General features: G+C 71.1%; 11 protein-coding genes. 5 read left to right on the top strand and 6 right to left on the bottom strand.

Translation table 11 applies throughout. The annotated features are described in order from the left end of the window. Nucleotides 1-3: 3 nt before the first annotated feature. The 3 genes from OHB49_RS25800 to OHB49_RS25790 form a co-directional block, all read right to left on the bottom strand. On the bottom strand, nucleotides 4-1,527 hold the full coding sequence (locus tag OHB49_RS25800) for a DUF5719 family protein (RefSeq protein ID WP_329163371.1): 1,524 nt from the start codon (nucleotides 1,525-1,527) through the stop codon (nucleotides 4-6). Beyond that, nucleotides 1,524-5,393, bottom strand: coding sequence for a glycosyltransferase (locus OHB49_RS25795; RefSeq protein ID WP_329163369.1), 3,870 nt, complete (start codon nucleotides 5,391-5,393; stop codon nucleotides 1,524-1,526). Before OHB49_RS25795 ends, OHB49_RS25800 begins: the two co-directional genes overlap by 4 nt. Nucleotides 5,394-5,853: 460 nt before the next feature. Further along, nucleotides 5,854-6,117 (bottom strand): WhiB family transcriptional regulator, encoded by a 264-nt coding sequence (locus OHB49_RS25790; protein WP_030927001.1) that lies wholly within the window; start codon nucleotides 6,115-6,117, stop codon nucleotides 5,854-5,856. A 749-nt stretch (nucleotides 6,118-6,866) separates the two neighbouring features. Here OHB49_RS25790 and OHB49_RS25785 point away from each other — a divergent pair. The 3 genes from OHB49_RS25785 to OHB49_RS25775 all read left to right on the top strand — a co-directional run bounded on the left by OHB49_RS25785 (nucleotide 6,867) and on the right by OHB49_RS25775 (nucleotide 9,896). After that, nucleotides 6,867-7,406 (top strand): cysteine dioxygenase, encoded by a 540-nt coding sequence (locus tag OHB49_RS25785; RefSeq protein ID WP_329163367.1) that lies wholly within the window; start codon nucleotides 6,867-6,869, stop codon nucleotides 7,404-7,406. 166 nt (nucleotides 7,407-7,572) lie between these two features. Then, on the top strand, nucleotides 7,573-8,529 hold the full coding sequence (cofD, locus tag OHB49_RS25780) for a 2-phospho-L-lactate transferase (protein WP_329163365.1): 957 nt from the start codon (nucleotides 7,573-7,575) through the stop codon (nucleotides 8,527-8,529). Next, nucleotides 8,526-9,896: a coenzyme F420-0:L-glutamate ligase gene (locus tag OHB49_RS25775; protein ID WP_329163363.1), complete on the top strand. Its 1,371-nt coding sequence runs from the start codon at nucleotides 8,526-8,528 to the stop codon at nucleotides 9,894-9,896. Before cofD ends, OHB49_RS25775 begins: the two co-directional genes overlap by 4 nt. A gap of 146 nt (nucleotides 9,897-10,042) precedes the next feature. Here OHB49_RS25775 and OHB49_RS25770 read toward each other — a convergent pair whose 3' ends face one another. The 3 genes from OHB49_RS25770 to OHB49_RS25760 form a co-directional block, all read right to left on the bottom strand. Continuing rightward, the gene (locus OHB49_RS25770; RefSeq protein ID WP_329163362.1) at nucleotides 10,043-11,095 is read right to left on the bottom strand and encodes a DNA-3-methyladenine glycosylase family protein; all 1,053 of its coding nucleotides are present in this window, start codon (nucleotides 11,093-11,095) and stop codon (nucleotides 10,043-10,045) included. A 57-nt stretch (nucleotides 11,096-11,152) separates the two neighbouring features. Next, the gene (locus OHB49_RS25765) at nucleotides 11,153-12,244 is read right to left on the bottom strand and encodes an NDP-sugar synthase (protein ID WP_329163360.1); all 1,092 of its coding nucleotides are present in this window, start codon (nucleotides 12,242-12,244) and stop codon (nucleotides 11,153-11,155) included. A 129-nt stretch (nucleotides 12,245-12,373) separates the two neighbouring features. Then, complete coding sequence (locus OHB49_RS25760) at nucleotides 12,374-13,789, bottom strand: N-acetylmuramoyl-L-alanine amidase (RefSeq protein WP_329163359.1); 1,416 nt, start codon at nucleotides 13,787-13,789, stop codon at nucleotides 12,374-12,376. Between the two features lie 138 nt (nucleotides 13,790-13,927). Between OHB49_RS25760 and OHB49_RS25755 the strand changes: the two genes are divergently transcribed. Both OHB49_RS25755 and OHB49_RS25750 read left to right on the top strand, forming a co-directional pair. Continuing rightward, entirely contained in the window at nucleotides 13,928-14,680 is a 753-nt protein-coding gene (locus OHB49_RS25755; protein WP_030977045.1) for a TIGR03089 family protein, read from the top strand. Between the two features lie 248 nt (nucleotides 14,681-14,928). Further along, on the top strand, nucleotides 14,929-16,233 hold the full coding sequence (locus tag OHB49_RS25750) for an LCP family glycopolymer transferase (RefSeq protein WP_443079561.1): 1,305 nt from the start codon (nucleotides 14,929-14,931) through the stop codon (nucleotides 16,231-16,233). Nucleotides 16,234-16,429: the final 196 nt, after the last annotated feature.

Genomic DNA, 16,429 nt, shown 5'->3' with positions numbered 1-16,429 from the left:
TGCTCAGTCGTCCAGGACCGAGAGGTCCTGCTCCGCCGCCGGTACCTCGACCGTTCCGCCGTCGTCCGGCAGCGTCTGCACCGTGAACATCGGGATGCCGTCCTCCGGAAGAGTGAGGGTGCGGGCGGCGTGCACCGGGCCGCCCGACTCCGTCTCCACGGTCAGCGCGTAGCTTCCCTTGAGCCCGGTCGGCACCTGCGGGGTGACCGCGAGCGTCGTGCCGCCCTTCACCGTGTACGTCTTGACGGTCCGTTCGCCGCCTCCGCTGCCCGCGGACGCCGTGACCTTCACCGTGCCGGTGGCGCCCGGCGCGGTGAGGGAGAGGACCGACCCCTTCGCCCGGTTGCCGGCCACCGTGGCCTGCGCGCCGACCGGTCCGGTCGCCGGGATGTACGCGACCTCCTGCTTGTCACCGCTGCCGCGGACCACACGCAGCGCGGCCACCACCGGGGTGGCACGTCCGCTCTGCGCCGGTGTCAGCAGCAGGGAGCCCGCTTCACCCCTGGTGATGTCCTTCAGGTCGACGCCCGCGGTCATGTTGGACTTGACGTGCAGGTCCTCGTGCCCGGCAGGCGAGATCGCGCCGGTCTTGCCCAGCAGTTTCAGCTTCAGGTCGGCGTCCTCCTCGCCCGGGGCGAAGGCCACCAGCCGTACGGAGGTGGCGTCCGCCGGGATGCCCGGGAGGACCAGGGTGCCCGTCGGGTCGACGGAGGCGGTGAGCCAGTCGCTGCCCGTCACGCCGTCCGCCGCCCGCACGACGGCTCCGACGCGTCCGGTACGGGTGGTGACGTGGATCGTCACATCGTCGGCGGCCTCGCTGGTCAGGGTGGAGATCAGGACCGGGACGCTGGACCTGGCGGGGACCGTGATGCCCTCGCCCACATCGGACTTGAGCGAGCCGTCCGGCCCGTACAGCTCGATGTCGGCGACGGCGGCGGTGTCGTCCGGGTTGGTGAGATGGACGTAGTCCTCGCGGGACTTCGCGGTACTGGCGGCCGGGAACCAGAAGTCCGTGTCGGGTCCGGTGCAGCTGAGCCCGAGCAGGCCGCGGGAGGCGCCCGTGCTGACCGTGGTGGTCTGCTGGGTGGTCCAGCCGGGGGCCAGCTTGCCGGTGGCGGTGCCGACCAGGGCGGGGGCGTCGGAGCCGGACGCGTCGGCAGTGGCCGGTTTGCCGGGCTCCTTGAGGGAGACGACCGGCTTGTCGGAGTCCGCAGCCTTCTTCTTCGAGTCCTTCTTGGCGGTGGTCCCGTCGCCCGCGTCCGCGTTGGTGGGCACGGAGGGCTTCAGTTCCGCGGTCCCCGCCTCGCCGCCGCCCGCGGACGCCGGGGTGAAGGACGAGTACGCCGTCTCCGCGAGCTCCGAGAGGCCGGGTGCCGGGCAGAGCAGGCTGGACCGCTCCACGGGCAGCCGCGTGGCGGCCGTCGCCCCCGTGGCGTCCGCGTCACCGGGCGCGGAGAGCGCGGCGAAGCCGGTGACGGCGGCGAGGGCTACGGTGCCCGCGATGAGGGACAGGTTGGTGGACTTCACTCGGACTCGCCTCGCGATGCGTTGCCGGTCGGCCACGGGTTCTGGGCCGGGGCGGGGTTCTCGTCGGGGTGCTGCGGGTCGTACGGGGCCTGCCCGCTGTACGGCGCCTGCGGGTCGTACGGGCCCTGCTCGTACTGGCTGTACTGACCCTGGTCGTACTGGCCGCCCTGGTTCGGGTCGTACTGGCCCTGGTCGTACTGGCCCTGGTCGTACTGCTGCTGCGGGTAGCCGTACGGGTCGTACCCCTGGGCGGCGCCCTGCTGGTACGGATCGGCGTCGGGCTGCTGCTGCTCGCCCTGGTACTGCGCGTACTCGCCGCCCTGGTACTGCTGCGCGTCCCACTCGCCGTACTGGTGCTGCTGCGGAACGGACGCGTACCGGCCGTCCTCGCCCTGCGGCACGTACTGGCCGTCGCCCTGCGGGTCGTAGGGATCCGGGGCCTGCTGCCCGTGGCCGTAGGCGTCGATCCCTTCCGGCTGCTGCGCGTACGGGTCGGTCGTCTGCGGTGCGGGGATGTACTCACCCGCCGCTTCCGCCGGCCGCTCCCCGCCGTCGCCGTAGTCGTCGGCGTCGTAGTCGCCGTCCTCGACCGCCGCCTCCGCCTGCGCGGCCGCGCGCAGCCTGCGGGCCCGGCGTCCCTCGCCCGCGACCGGCTCGGCCGGAACCGTCGCGGACTCCTCGGGCAGGTCGTCGTCGATCTCCCGGCGGCGGCCCGGCAGGGCCAGGACCAGCAGGACCACGCCGAGCGCGGCCTGAGCCCAGATCCATGCGGTGTGTGTGAGCGGCGTCTCGTGCGTGAGATCCAGCCTGCCGCCCTCGGCGGGGAGCTCGAAGCCCTGCGCCCAGCCGTCGACGGTCCTGCCGGTCAGCGCCCGGCCGTTGAGCGTGGCGTGCCAGCCGGAGTCCGCCGTGTCGGCGATCCGCAGCACCCGGCCGGAGCCGCCCGCCGGGATCTTGGAGTGTGCCTCGACGGGCTGTGAACCGACGGGCAGCTGTTCACCGCCGACGCCGGACGGAACGATCATGATCCGGGCGATCTGCCGGTCGACGCGCCACAGCGCGCTGCCGTCCAGCTGGCTCAGCCGGCTCAGCCCCGGGGTCGCGTCGAGCACCCGGCTCATCTCGCGCGGTGCTCCGTCCCGTACGAGTACGTAACGGATCGCGAACCCGCTGAGCTGGCTGCCCTGGTCGGCGCCGGAGCCCGCGACCAGGTTGGCGACGACCTTGTCGAGGTGGCTGTTGCCGCCGCCCGACGCGGCCAGCTCGCCGTCGCCCAGCCGCGCACCGGAGCCGCGGACCAGGGTGTACGAGACGGAGGCCGGCGAACTTCCGCCGAGCACCAGGGTGCGCGGCTGGTCACGGGTGCTGCTCTCCTCCGCGACGAACGCGGGCACCTGAACCGGGTCCCGGCGCTCCAGCGGACCCGCGGCGCCGCCGACCATCCAGCCGACGGCCGCCACCACGGGGGCCAGTACCGCGGCGGCGGCGATCAGCGCGGCGACGGGCTGGCGCCAGCCGAAGCTGAGCTCCGCGACACGCACCCGTGCGCCATCCGCACCGACGACCGCGGCGGCGATCAGCGCGATGCCGTAGACGAGGGTGGCGGGTCCGGCCCAGCCGGAGCCGTTGGTGAGTCCGGCGAAGACCAGGGCGACGAGCGCGACGGCCCAGGCGGCGCGCACCGCGAACTGCCGCTCCCCGCGGAGCAGCGCGGCCAGCGCCGCGAGCACGATGCCGAGCAGCAGCACCCCGCCCGCGGCATTCGGGCCACCGGGGCTGATCCCGAGCAGATCGAGTGCGGAGGCCGAGCCCGTACCGAACTCCAGGCCCGCTTCCTTCAGGAACGACGAGGGGTTGCCCAGCAGCGACAGCGACCACGGCGCGAGGACGAGCAGCGGGGTGCCGATCGTGGCGAGGAAGCGGAGTCCGTACGCGGCGACGTCGTGGCGGCGCAGAGCGAGGACACCGATGCCGAGGACCACGGCCAGCGGCCAGACGACAGGAGTGAAGGCCATCGCCAGGGTGAGGAGCAGGGTGTACGCCCAGGTGGCGCGCCAACTGCCACGGGCATCCCCGCTGCTGCGCATCCCGTACGCGGAGACGGCGGTGCGGGCGATGAGCGGCAGCAGGATCGCCAGTACTGCGGTGCCGAGGCGGCCGGTCGCGAGGGCGCCGGTCGCGGCGGGCAGGAAGGCGTACGCGATGCTGGCCCAGGCCCGCAGCAGCCGCGATTCGAGCAGCGGGCGGGAGACGAAGTACGCGGTGAGTCCGGCGAGCGGAACCGAGCAGACCAGCAGCAGAGTGAGCGCGAAGCCGGTCGAGCCGAGGAACAGCGCGGACAGGGCGGAGACCACGGCGAGGTAGGGCGGTGCGGTCTGGGTGCCACCGGTGCCGACCGGGTGCCAGCCGTCCGCGTACCGCCCCCACAGGTCGGAGACGTCCGCGGGCGCGGGCAGCAGCGCACCGCCCGCCAGTGCCCCGCCGCCGAGGAGGCCGCGGCAGGCGATGAGCGAGACGAGGAGCAGGACGGCGAAGAGCACCGGGCCGGGCTTGCGGCCGATCCGCTTGAGCCGTGCGAACTGCTCGATCTCCAGGAAGTCGGCGTCGTCACCGCCCGGTCCCGACTCGACGGCGCCGTGCCGTGAGCCGCCCGAGTCGGTGTCTGACCCGCTGCCGAAGTTTCCGGCGACCTGTTCGAAGGTGGCGCGGACGGTCGCACCGGGCGGCGGGAACAGCCCGCGCAGTTCGGCCGCGTCCACCACTCCCTTGCCGCGTCTGCGCCGGGCCGCGAAGATCCTGCCGGGTCGCAGCAGAGTGCCGAAGAGTCCGGCGACCTCGTCGAGTGCCTGGCCGGGGACCTTGCCGACGAGATAGGCGAGGGTGCGCACCAGGGTGCCGAGGACGAGCCTGAGCAGCACCCACGGCAGCATCTTGCCGCGGGCGTTGACGAGCATCGCGTAGACGGCACCGGCCTTGTCGACGCGGTGCGGGGAGGCGACGAAGCGGCCCGCGCAATCGATGGGCCGGCGTTCCCTGGCAGAGGCCTCGGCATGCCGCAGGATGGCGTCGGGGGCGACGAGCACCCGGTACCCGGCGGCGTGCGCGCGCCAGCAGAGGTCGACGTCGTCACGCATCAGCGGGAGTCTGCGGTCGAACCCGCCGAGCTCCTCCCAGAGGTCACGACGGATCAGCATGCCGGCGGAGGAAACGGACAGCACGGTACGGACCTGGTCGTGCTGGCCCTGGTCCTGTTCACGCCGGTCGAGCCCGGTCCAGCGGCGCCCGCTGTTGGCGATGGAGACGCCGACTTCCAGGAGCTGCTTGCGGTCGTACCAGCCGCGGAGCTTGGGGCCGACGATCGCGGCGTGCGGGTCGGTGTCGACGACGCGGAGCAGCTCGGCGAGCGCGTCGGGCTCGGGCGCGCAGTCGTCGTGGAGCAGCCACAGCCACTGCACCGGTTCGCCGTGCGGCAGTTCGGGCAGGTCGTACGCGTCGTCGCGCCAGCTTCTGGTGACCGGGTCCCAGCCGCTGGGACGCTTCAGATACGGCAGGTCGTCCGGGGTGAGTTCACCGGCCGTGCGTACCGCCTCGTCGACGGCCGTGCCGAAACTCGTACGGCGTGCGAGGTGCAGGACGCGCTCGGCACCGAGCGCGTCGGTGACCAGCCGCGCGGAGTCGTCGGCGCTGCCGGTGTCGGCGGCGACGACGTGCTGTACGGGGCGTTCCTGCCCGAGCAGCCCGGCGAGCACATCGGGCAGCCAGCGTGCGCCGTCATGGGAGACGAGCACGGCGGTGACGACATGCCGGGGGAACTCTGGGGCGGCGGCGGCCGCGTACGGCGCCGTCGATTGGCTGTGCACGGACATCGAGGTACGGGCCCTCCGGCCGGGTCCGGGGGACGTCCCCCGGGGGCTGCATCGGTGTACACGCGCGCTCCGTCGGGGCGTTGGCGCGTCTCGGACGGAGCCCCACACTAACGGTACGGATAACCGGGGTGGCGCGGAGCGGTTGAACGAGGACGGCGGCGGACCGGCCGTACGACGGTCCGCGGACATGGCAATGGCCCGCCGCCTGCGGGCAGGGTGCAGGCGACGGGCCATGGCGGTCGGGGGCCGCAGCGTTGTGCGGGCGGTGTGAAGAGGGCGGTCCGGAGATGGCCGATGGCGCTCCGGTGGCTGTGCGGCTCCGGCGGATCCGGTCCGGCGGCCGGTTGCACTGTGGGATTCGTGGGCGTCGCGGCTTCACTGGCGTCGCGGCTTCGTGGACGTACGTCGCGGCTTCGCGGCTTCGTCGGTTTTGCGGGCTTGTTCGCTTCGCGGTCGGACCTCAGACCGCGGCCTTCTTGAGCCGTCGCCGTTCCCGCTCGGAAAGGCCGCCCCAGATACCGAAACGTTCATCATTGGAAAGGGCGTACTCAAGGCATTCGGACCGGACTTCACAGGCGAGGCACACCTTCTTTGCCTCGCGGGTCGATCCACCCTTCTCGGGGAAGAAGGACTCGGGATCGGTCTGGGCGCACAGTGCGCGCTCCTGCCAGCCGAGCTCCTCGTCCGCGTCCTCGACCAGCAGTTGCTGGAACAGCTCGGTCATGTGCGCCCCTCGTCTGTCTCTTGCGTCCCCGTGATGCAGCCGTTATCGAATCGGCCGAACGACACGAGTGAAATTACAAGTGTGTGGATCCGGGCCAGTCAAGCGGAGATCTGCTATTGGGCCCGGTATTCACTCTGCGGAACCAAGCCTATGCAGAAAGTGTGCAAATAACCAAAAACCTGACATATGCCACAGGCTCCACCACGCCCCTGTTGTCACAGAGTGAGACGCCCAGGAGGACGGTCATGTTTCGATTTGATCACCGAAGCGATCAAGATCACAGTCGGGTCACGAGGTCGCCGTGACGTTTAGGAGCGCGGTTGTTGCGCCACATCTCCGTTACAACGACTGCACAAACCTTTCTCCGGCTGGAGTAACCGGATGAGGTGAAACATTGCCGCCAAATCGGGCATTGAGTTGACAGTGGGAGCTTTGCTCGGTTCTCCTTGATGCCATGCCAGCAAACTCAGCGATGCGCACCACCCACGTCCGTGGGTTCCGTACCGCTGTCCAGGCTCGCTGTTGCTGTTCCAGCTGTCTCAGCTGTTGATGCCGTCCCCGCTGTCGAAGCCCTCGCGCTCCAGCTAGTCACGGCCCACCCTCGGACCCCGGCCTCTCCGGTTCCGCTCCGCCAAGCCGCTCCCCCGGCCGGGCGGCCGCCCGGTTCCCACGGCCTCCGGTCCACGCGACACCCCCGCATCTGCGTCCGACCTCTGCCCGCACTCCCTTGCCGAGGAACCACCGCACCCATGAACAGCGACAGCGACCTTCAGATCGCCGGCGACATCCTCGAGGTTCAGCACCTCCTCCAGCCCGCGCGCAAGCACCCGTCCACGGTGGCCGAGTTCGTCGGACTCGCCCGCACCATCGCCGCCGACCGTGAGCAGTGGGCACCGCTCGTCCGGTACGACGCGACCACCCGCTGGTACCACCCGCTCCGCACAGTTCCCCAAGCTCTCGGCTCTGCTCAAGCAGGGGAGACCCCACTCGGCTACGAGGTGTGGCTGCTCAGCTGGGTCCCCGGCCAAGGCAGCGGGATGCACGACCACGGACCGTCCTCTGGCGTACTGACCGTTCTGGAAGGCGAGTTGACCGAGCGCACCGAGCGCGGCAGCCGGTCGCTGGACTCCGGCGCGCAGCGCGTCTTCGCGCCCGGATATGTCCACGAAGTGGTCAACGACTCCCTCGAACCGGCCGTCAGCCTGCACATCTACTACCCGGGTCTGACCGAGATGCCGATGCACGCGGCGCAGTGCGCCCCGACGGCCGCCGACGTCGTACCCGCCTGACAGCCCACCCGTCGCCCACCACCACCCCACCAACGATCAGGCTTCGCCCGACAGCCCACCCGTCGCCCACCACCACCCCACCAACGATCAGGCTTCGCCTGACAGCCCACCCGTCGCCCACCACCACCCCACCAACGATCAGGCTTCGCCTGACAGACTGTTGTGCATGCGCATTGTGGTTCTGGCCGGTGGTATCGGTGGTGCTCGTTTTCTGCGTGGCCTCAAGCAGGCCGCGCCCGACGCGGACATCACGGTGATCGGCAATACCGGTGACGACATCCATCTGTTCGGGCTGAAGGTCTGCCCCGACCTCGACACCGTGATGTACACGCTCGGCGGTGGCATCAACGAGGAGCAGGGCTGGGGGCGTACCGACGAGAGCTTCCACGTCAAGGAGGAACTCGCGGCGTACGGCGTGGGGCCCGAGTGGTTCGGGCTCGGCGACCGTGACTTCGCGACACACATCGTCCGTACGCAGATGCTGGGCGCGGGCTACCCGCTCAGCGCCGTAACCGAGGCACTCTGCTCACGCTGGAAGCCGGGAGTCCGGCTGCTGCCGATGTCCGACGACCGGGTCGAGACGCATGTCGCGATCGAGGTGGACGGCGAGAACCGGGCGATCCACTTCCAGGAGTACTGGGTGAAGCTGCGTGCCTCCGTGGAGGCCCGTGCGATCGTGCCGGTCGGCGCGGAGCAGGCCAAGCCGGCGCCCGGTGTGCTCGAGGCCATCGCCGAGGCCGACGTCATCCTCTTCCCGCCGTCCAACCCTGTCGTGTCGGTGGGGACCATCCTCGCCGTGCCCGGGATCCGGGAGGCCATCGCCGAGGCCGGGGTGCCGGTCGTCGGCCTCTCCCCCATCGTCGGGGACGCGCCGGTGCGGGGCATGGCGGACAAGGTGCTCGCCGCGGTGGGCGTCGAGTCGACGGCCGCGGCCGTCGCCAAGCACTACGGTTCCGGACTGCTCGACGGCTGGCTCGTCGACACGGTGGACGCCGGGGCGGTCGAGGACGTGGAGGCAGCGGGCATCCGCTGCCGCGCCGTGCCGCTGATGATGACGGACGTGGACGTGACCGCCGAGATGGCGCGTCAGGCGCTGGCCCTGGCCGAGGAGGTACGGGCGTGAGCGGCGACGCGGCCTCCCGCGAGGCACCCGCGTACCGGGTGTGGGCGCTGCCCGGGATGCCGGAGGTGCGGGCCGGGGACGACCTCGCGAAGCTGATCGCCGCCACCGAACCGGGGCTGGTGGACGGCGACATCCTCCTCGTCACCTCGAAGATCGTTTCCAAGGCGGAGGGCCGGATCGTCGAGGCGGCGGACCGGGAGGCGGCGATCGACGCCGAGACGGTACGGGTGGTGGCGCGCCGCGGCACGCTGCGGATCGTCGAGAACCGGCAGGGGCTCGTCATGGCCGCTGCCGGGGTCGATGCCTCGAACACCCCCGCCGGGACGGTGCTGCTGCTGCCCGAGGATCCGGACGCGTCGGCCCGGACGATCCGGGACGGGCTGCGGGACACGCTCGGCGTCGAGGTCGGGGTCGTCGTCACGGACACCTTCGGGCGGCCGTGGCGCAACGGACTGACCGATGTCGCGATCGGGGCGGCCGGGGTGCGGGTGCTGGACGATCTGCGGGGCGGGACGGACGCGTACGGCAACCCGCTGAGCGCGACCGTCGTGGCCACCGCCGATGAGCTGGCCTCGGCCGGTGACCTGGTCAAGGGCAAGGCCGAGGGGCTGCCGGTCGCGGTGGTGCGAGGGCTTTCGCATGCCGTGGACACGGGGGGCGGGGCGGAGGTGTCCGGGCGCGGTGCCGGTGGCGACGCCGATGGTGTCGAGCCGGGAGCTCGGGCGCTGGTGCGGGTCGCGGCCGATGACATGTTCCGGCTCGGGACGTCCGAGGCGGTACGGGAAGCGGTGACCCTGCGGCGCACGGTGCGGGAGTTCACGGGCGAGCCCGTGGACCCGGGGGCGGTGCGCCGCGCCGTGGCCGCCGCGGTGACGGCTCCGGCGCCGCATCACACGACGCCGTGGCGGTTCGTACTCCTGGAGTCCGAGGAGTCGCGGACGCGGCTGCTCGACGCGATGCGGGATGCGTGGATCGCGGACCTGCGGCGGGACGGCAAGAGCGAGGAGTCGATCGCCAAGCGGGTACGGCGGGGCGACGTGCTGCGCCGGGCGCCGTATCTGGTCGTTCCGTGCATGGTGATGGACGGCTCCCACACGTACGGGGACGCGCGGCGGGATACGGCGGAGCGCGAGATGTTCGTGGTCGCGGCGGGGGCGGGCGTCCAAAACTTCCTGGTGGCACTGGCGGGTGAGCAACTCGGGTCGGCGTGGGTGTCGTCGACGATGTTCTGCCGGGATGTGGTGCGCGAGGTGCTGGATCTGCCGGCGGAGTGGGATCCGTTGGGAGCGGTGGCCGTGGGGCGGGCTGCGGGGGTGCCGCGGGACCGCGGGGAACGGGATGTGGCGGCGTTCGTCGCGGTGCGGTGAGGGGTGCGGGGTGGCTTCTCTCCCCGACCCGCCCCTTCCCGAGACCGGGGGCGGCCCCGGGACCCCGGTTTCGCGACCTCCGGCCGCGGTGCGTCCTCAATCGCCGGACGGGCTTGATTTTGCCGGCTGTGCTTGAGGCCGCGGGCCTACAGGCGGGCGATGTCGCCCCTTGTCATGCGGGGGGCTCGGCGCGCCGGGGTGTGGCCCGAGAGCAGGATCAGGCGGGCGGCCCGATGACGTTGGCCCTCGTAGGGGGCGAGCAGGGTCAGCATTTCCTCGTCGTCGGCGTTCCTGTTGCCTGCCAGGGCGTGGCCGATGATGCCGGGGAGATGGAGGTCGCCCACCGTGACCGCGTCGGCGGCGCCGTTGGCTCGTTGAAGCGTTTCCGCGGAGGTCCAGGGGCCGATGCCGGGGATCAGTTCGAGCCGGGCGGTGGCCTCCGGGAGGGGCATCGTCGCCGCCTCCTCCAGCCGTCGGGCCACGCGTACCGCGCGCAGGATCGTGGCCGATCGTTTGGCGTCCACTCCCGCGCGGTGCCATTCCCAGGACGGGATCAGCGACCAGGTGCGCGGGTCCGGCATCACATGCAGGCCGTGCGTGGTGAACAGGGTGGCCGCAGGGCCGGGAGCCGGGGTGCCGTAGGTCCGGACCAGAAGGCGCCAGGCGCGGTAGGCCTCGTCGGTGGTCACCTTCTGTTCCAGGATCGACGGGATCAGCGACTCCAGCACCAGACCGGTGCGCAGCAGCCGCAGTCCGGGGCGGCGGTGCTGTGCCGCGGCGACCAGACGGTGGCGGGGACGGAACGCCTCCGGTTCGTCCTCCGCACCGAGCAGGGTCGGGAGCTGGTCCAGGAGCCATGAGGCGCCGGGACCCCAGGCCGTCGCCCCGATCCGGTCGCCCCGGTCGGTGAGGTGCAGCGCGCCGGGGCCGGCCGGGGTGCGGGTGGCACGCCAGACCGAGCCGTCCCGGTCGATACGGAACGTCGGATCGGCGGGGCCGCGGCGCAGTGGGGCGAGGACGAGGCGCAGGTCGAGCGGGCCGGGTGGGGTCCACTCCCGGGTCAGTGCCTCGGCTGCCTGCTGTGCCCCGGGTGCCTGCTGTGTCTCCGGTCGGTGCAATGCCCCCGGCGCCTCGTCCGCCGCGGCCTGGCGCGGGACGGACCTGCTCGGGGCGCTGCGGGGGGCGAATCGTCCTGCCACGGGTGAGGTCCTCGGTCGTCGGGGATACCTATTGAGCGTACGCGCCGCTGGGGCCCGTCATTCGTCGGACGAGAAGCGCACGGACGCGTCGGGCAGAGTCGCCCCGCACCAGATGCGTACGCCGTCGCGCAGTTCGTTGTCGGCGCCGACCTGCGCGCCGTCGCCGACGACCGCGCCCGCCAGCACCGTACGGCTGCCTATCCTGGCACCGGCTCCGACCAGGGAGTCCGTGATCACGGCGCCGGGTTCGACGACCGCGCCGGCCAGCACCGCGGAGCCGTCGATCCGGGCGCCCGCGCCGATCAGGGCGCCTTCGCCGATGACCGTACCGCCGCTGAGTTTGGCGTCGGCCGCGACGGAGGCCGTCGGCAGGACGAGCCGGTCGCCGCACCGCCCGGGGACGGCCGGGGACGGGGCGCGGCCGAGGACCAGGTCGGCGGAGCCGCGGACGAACGCCTGCGGGGTGCCGAGGTCCAGCCAGTAGGTGGAGTCGACCATGCCCTGGAGATGCGCACCGGAGGCGAGCAGTCCAGGGAAGGTCTCGCGCTCCACGGAGACCGGACGGTCGGCCGGGATGGTGTCGATGATCGACCGGCGGAAGATGTACGCCCCCGCGTTGATCTGGTCGGTGACGATCTCCTCGCGCGTCTGCGGCTTCTCCAGGAACGCGGTGACCCTGCCGGTGTCGTCCGTCGGTACGAGACCGAAGGCGCGCGGATCCTCGACCCGGGTGAGGTGGAGCGAGACGTCCGCCCCGGACGTGGCGTGCGAGGTGACCAGCGCCCGGATGTCGAGGCCGGTGAGGATGTCGCCGTTGAAGATGAGGACGGGTTCGTCCGGTCCGGAGACGAGGCGGGACGCCACATTGCGGATGGCTCCGCCGGTGCCGAGCGGTTCGCTTTCGGTGACGTACTCGATGTGGAGGCCGAGTGACGAACCGTCGCCGAAGTGCGGCTCGAAGACCTCCGCCAGGTACGACGTGGCGAGGACGATGTGCTCGACCCCGGCGGCCCTCGCCCGCGCCAGCTGGTGCGTCAGGAACGGGACGCCGGCCGCCGGAACCATCGGCTTCGGAGTGTGCACCGTGAGCGGGCGCAGTCGAGTGCCTTTGCCACCGACCAGGAGAATCGCTTCTTTTGCCTCTGTCACAGCACTGTCTCTGCTTCCTGCTGGGGCCGGGCCTCGTTTCGGCTGGCCAGTGTAAGCAGACCGGTCGGATCTCCCCCGGTCGGCGGCCCGGCCGTCGACCCGGCGCTCCCGCCGGAGCCGCACGGGCCGTCAGCGGCCTTGCAGGTGGGCAGAGCTGGTCCGGGCAGAGCCGAGCTTCTTGTAGAGACGGGTTCCAGGGCATTCGGTTGCGAAGCCGTCCCGATGTCCGGAGATGACGTTGAGTTTGACCTTTGTTCCCTTCTTGAACCGGTTTCCGCCGCCCGACACGAGGGTGGCCTTGGAGCTCGGGTTGGCGCCGAACAGGCCGAGTTTCCAAGCGGTGAGCTTCGCGATGGCGTTCACCGCGGCGGCGGGCGGGTCGGACGTGGTGAAGGTGCCGAGCACGGCAATGCCCATGCTGTCGGTGTTGAAACCGAGAGTGTGCGCCCCCTGGACCGCCTTCGTCACGCCCCCGGCACGTCCTTCGTAGATGTTTCCGCACTTGTCGACGGCGAAGTTGTAGCCGATGTCGCGCCAGCCACTGCTCTTGACGTGGTAGCGGTAGATACCGCGAAGGACCGACGGCGCCTGGGAGCACGTGTACTTGTTGCCCGTGGCGCTGTGGTGGATGAAAGCGGCCTTGACGCTCTTCGTGTAAGCGAAGGACTTCTCGCGGAGCTTCTCGTCGGCTCCCCAGCCCTTGCGGGTGATGATGGTCGGGCGGGGACCGATATACGGCTTGCTGCCCGGCGCGACACCTGCCGCCGCCTCGGTCTGCGCCTTGCTCAATGCGGGCAGGACGCGGCCTCGGCCGGATGCCTGGAGGGAAGTCCGGACGGATCCCTGAAGGGACGCCTGGAGGGATGTGACGAGGCGGCCGCCGCTGCCGGACGCGAGGTCCGCGAACTCGGCACCCGCGGCTTCGAAGTCGCCTTCGTCGGTGTCGGCCACGGGCGACTGCTGCGGGTCCTCGCCAGGGTCTACGAGTTCGAGCCGCAGGCCTTCGGGCAGTGGTACGCGGGCCCGGTCGTGACCGTCGGGCGCCTCCGGGATGACCCGGACCTCGACGCCGTCGCAGTTGCCGACCCAGAGCGGGGCGGTGGAGCCGCGGACGGTCCCGGAGTCGCGCTCGGCGCTCCCGGGGTCGGCGGCGTGCTCGGCATTGTGGGTCTCCAGGTCCTGCCAGTCGGACCAACGGTCGGAGCCGATGGCGCGGGTGCGGACCTCGACGGCGCCGTGGAGTTCGACGTCGGCGTCGTCCCAGACGACGCCGACCAGTGAGAAGGGGTGGACGTCGCGTCGAGGCAGACCTTGTACGGCGTTGGCCTCGGCGGTCCCGCTGGGGGCGTCGGTCGCCCGCGTGGACGCGTCGGGCAGTGGCGACAGCGGCAGGGACTGCGTCGACCCGGACACTTCGGCGGGATCGGCGGCCTCGGTCGCTGCGGTGGCGGAGGTGTCGGGGGCGGCGCCCGCGGGCGCGGCGTTCGGCAGCACAAGGGCTGCCGAACAAGTGACACCAATGGCAGATGTGATGAACGCACGCATACGAATGATATTGACCACAATGCGACAACGACGGCTACCTGGGTATCTCCGGACAATTGACGAGCCGTCTGCCGAACCGGTGTACCCGATGCCTGTGGCATCCGGCCCCGCCCGACACCGCCGCGTACCCTTGCGCGGATGAACGCCAGCGACCGCACCCCTGCCGACCTGCTGCGTTCCGCGCTCGCCGCGGACCCGGCCCGCCCCATGGTCACTTTCTACGACGACGCCACCGGAGAACGGGTCGAACTGTCGGTGGCCACCTTCGCCAATTGGGTGGCCAAGACCGCCAACCTGCTGCAGGGCGACCTGGCCGCGGAACCCGGCGACCGGCTCGCCCTCCTGCTCCCCGCGCACTGGCAGTCCGCGGTCTGGCTGCTCGCCTGTTCCTCGGTCGGCGTCGTCGCCGATGTGCAGGGCGACCCCGCCGGCGCCGACCTCGTCGTCACCGGTCCGGACACGCTGGACGCCGCACGCGCCTGCCGCGGCGAACGGATCGCTCTGGCCCTGCGCCCGCTGGGCGGCCGGTTCCCGCAGACTCCCGAGGGGTTCGCGGACTATGCCGTGGAGGTGCCGAGCCAGGGCGACCGGTTCGCACCGTACGCGCCGGTGGACCCGGACGCGCCCGCGCTGACCGTCGGCGGGCTCGGGCTGACGGCGGCGCAACTGGTCGCGCGCGCCCGCGAGGACGCCGTGGAGCTGGGACTGACGCCCGGATCGCGGCTGCTGACGGGGCGCACGTACGACAGCTGGGACGGGCTCAGCGCCGGGCTCTTCGCCCCGCTGGCCGCCGGCGGCTCCGTTGTCCTGTGCCGGCATCTGGGACAGCTGGACGAGGACGGACTCGCCAAGCGCGTCGAGAGCGAGCGGGTCACCAACACCTCGGTGTGACAAGCCCCCTGACGGCCACTCGTCCGGCCCACAGCGGGCCGAGCCCCCGGGCCTGCGCATCAACTCCGGTACATCATCGGCGGTACAGACCACTCGGGCCCTGGGGTCTTCCGTCTTGACCGGGCCGGGCTCGCGGGGCCCGGCCCGGTCAAGACGAATTTCTGGGCACAACCAAGCGTGAGGTTCAGCCGTCTACTCCTGCGACCGGCGGCCCAGCGCGCCGCCGAACGTGAAGGATGGACGCAGACGTGACCGAAAGCGCCGGCACGCCGGCCGACCCCGACCGCTCGGCCGCGGACCAGGACGGGCACAACGACGAGTCGCAGGACAGGGACGAGTCTCAGGGCGAGGGCAGGTCTCGGGGCGACGGCAGCTCTCAGGACGGCCCGGAAGGCGAAGGCGGCTCCGAGGAGCCACTCGGCCCGGACGTCCCCGCCAAGCGCAGGCATCGCTGGCTGCGTTGGGCTGCGCTCGCCACGTCGCTCTTCGTCCTGGTCGCCGCGGGCGGCGGCTGGTGGCTGTACAGGAAGCTCGACAGCAACATCAGGACCGACACGTCCGCGGCCGCCGAACTGCGGGTGTACGAGAAGGAACGCCCCGTGTCCGTCGTGCACGACGCGGAGAACATCCTGCTCATCGGTTCCGACAGCCGCACCGGCGACAACCGCAAGTACGGCCGTTCCTACGGCAGCAGCCAGCGCTCCGACACCACGATCCTGCTGCACCTGGCCGCGGACCGGAAGAGCGCCACGGCCATGTCCATCCCGCGCGACCTGATGACAGAAATCCCCAGCTGCCACCAAGCGGACGGAAAGCCCACCAGGAAACAATTCGCCCAATTCAACTGGGCCTTCCAATTCGGCGGCACCGCCTGCACGATCCGCACGGTCGAGCGGATGACGGGCATTCGCATCGACCACCACATGGTCGTCGACTTCAACGGCTTCAAGGACATGGTCGACGCGGTGCACGGCGTCGAGATCTGCCTCAAGGAGCCGATCGACGACTCGGACGCGCACCTGAAGCTCCGCGCGGGGCGCCAGAAGCTCGACGGCGAAGAGGCGCTGGGGTACGTACGGGCCCGCAAGTCCATCGGCAACGGCAGCGACACCGACCGGATGGAACGCCAGCAGCGATTCCTCGGCGCGCTGGTGAACAAGGTGCAGAGCAACGGTGTCCTGCTCAACCCGACCCGGCTCTATCCGGTGCTGGACGCGGCCACCAAGTCGCTGACCACGGACCCGGGCCTGGACAGCCTGAAGGACCTGTACGAGCTGGTACGCGGCATGCGCAGCGTACCGACCAAAAAGGTGCAATTCCTGACAGTTCCTCGACAGCCGTATGCCGCCGACCCGAACCGGGACGAACTTGTCCAACCCGAGGCCAACAAGCTCTTCAAGCGGCTACGCGACGACGACCCTGTCGCAGTGGTCCCGGCGGATGAACTGAAACGCAAAAAGGGCACGAATTCGGACAGCGCGGACTCCACGAGTCCGACGCCCACACCCACCTATTCAGGCAGCAATGCGGCCACCGACCTGTGCGAGCAGTAAAGCAATTCCCAAAGAGGCATCGACAATCGGAGCGTAATGGGCAGTATGACCGGTTGTAAGGGCCGTGGAATGCGTCACGCCCGTCGCTTGACACCGAACCGGGCGGATAGTGTGACGCGATCCGGTGCTTCCGGCCGTCAGGTCGCGCACTGCTGGAGCGAAAGATCGAGCGCCTCTCGGGGGATGGCGCCTCGCG

The sequence above is a fragment of the Streptomyces sp. NBC_01717 genome (genome assembly GCF_036248255.1).
In the GTDB taxonomy this organism is placed as follows: Bacteria; Actinomycetota; Actinomycetes; order Streptomycetales; family Streptomycetaceae; genus Streptomyces.
Note: the sequence above shows the minus strand (reverse complement) of the source record. Positions and strands in the feature narration are given on the sequence as shown.

Coding starts and splice junctions, on each gene's coding strand:
- OHB49_RS25785 (WP_329163367.1), top strand. CDS start 6,867: ATGAACAGCGACAGCGACCTTCAGATCGCCGGCGACATCCTCGAGGTT.
- cofD (WP_329163365.1), top strand. CDS start 7,573: ATGCGCATTGTGGTTCTGGCCGGTGGTATCGGTGGTGCTCGTTTTCTG.
- OHB49_RS25755 (WP_030977045.1), top strand. CDS start 13,928: ATGAACGCCAGCGACCGCACCCCTGCCGACCTGCTGCGTTCCGCGCTC.
- OHB49_RS25790 (WP_030927001.1), bottom strand. CDS start 6,117: ATGACCGAGCTGTTCCAGCAACTGCTGGTCGAGGACGCGGACGAGGAG.
- OHB49_RS25795 (WP_329163369.1), bottom strand. CDS start 5,393: ATGTCCGTGCACAGCCAATCGACGGCGCCGTACGCGGCCGCCGCCGCC.
- OHB49_RS25760 (WP_329163359.1), bottom strand. CDS start 13,789: ATGCGTGCGTTCATCACATCTGCCATTGGTGTCACTTGTTCGGCAGCC.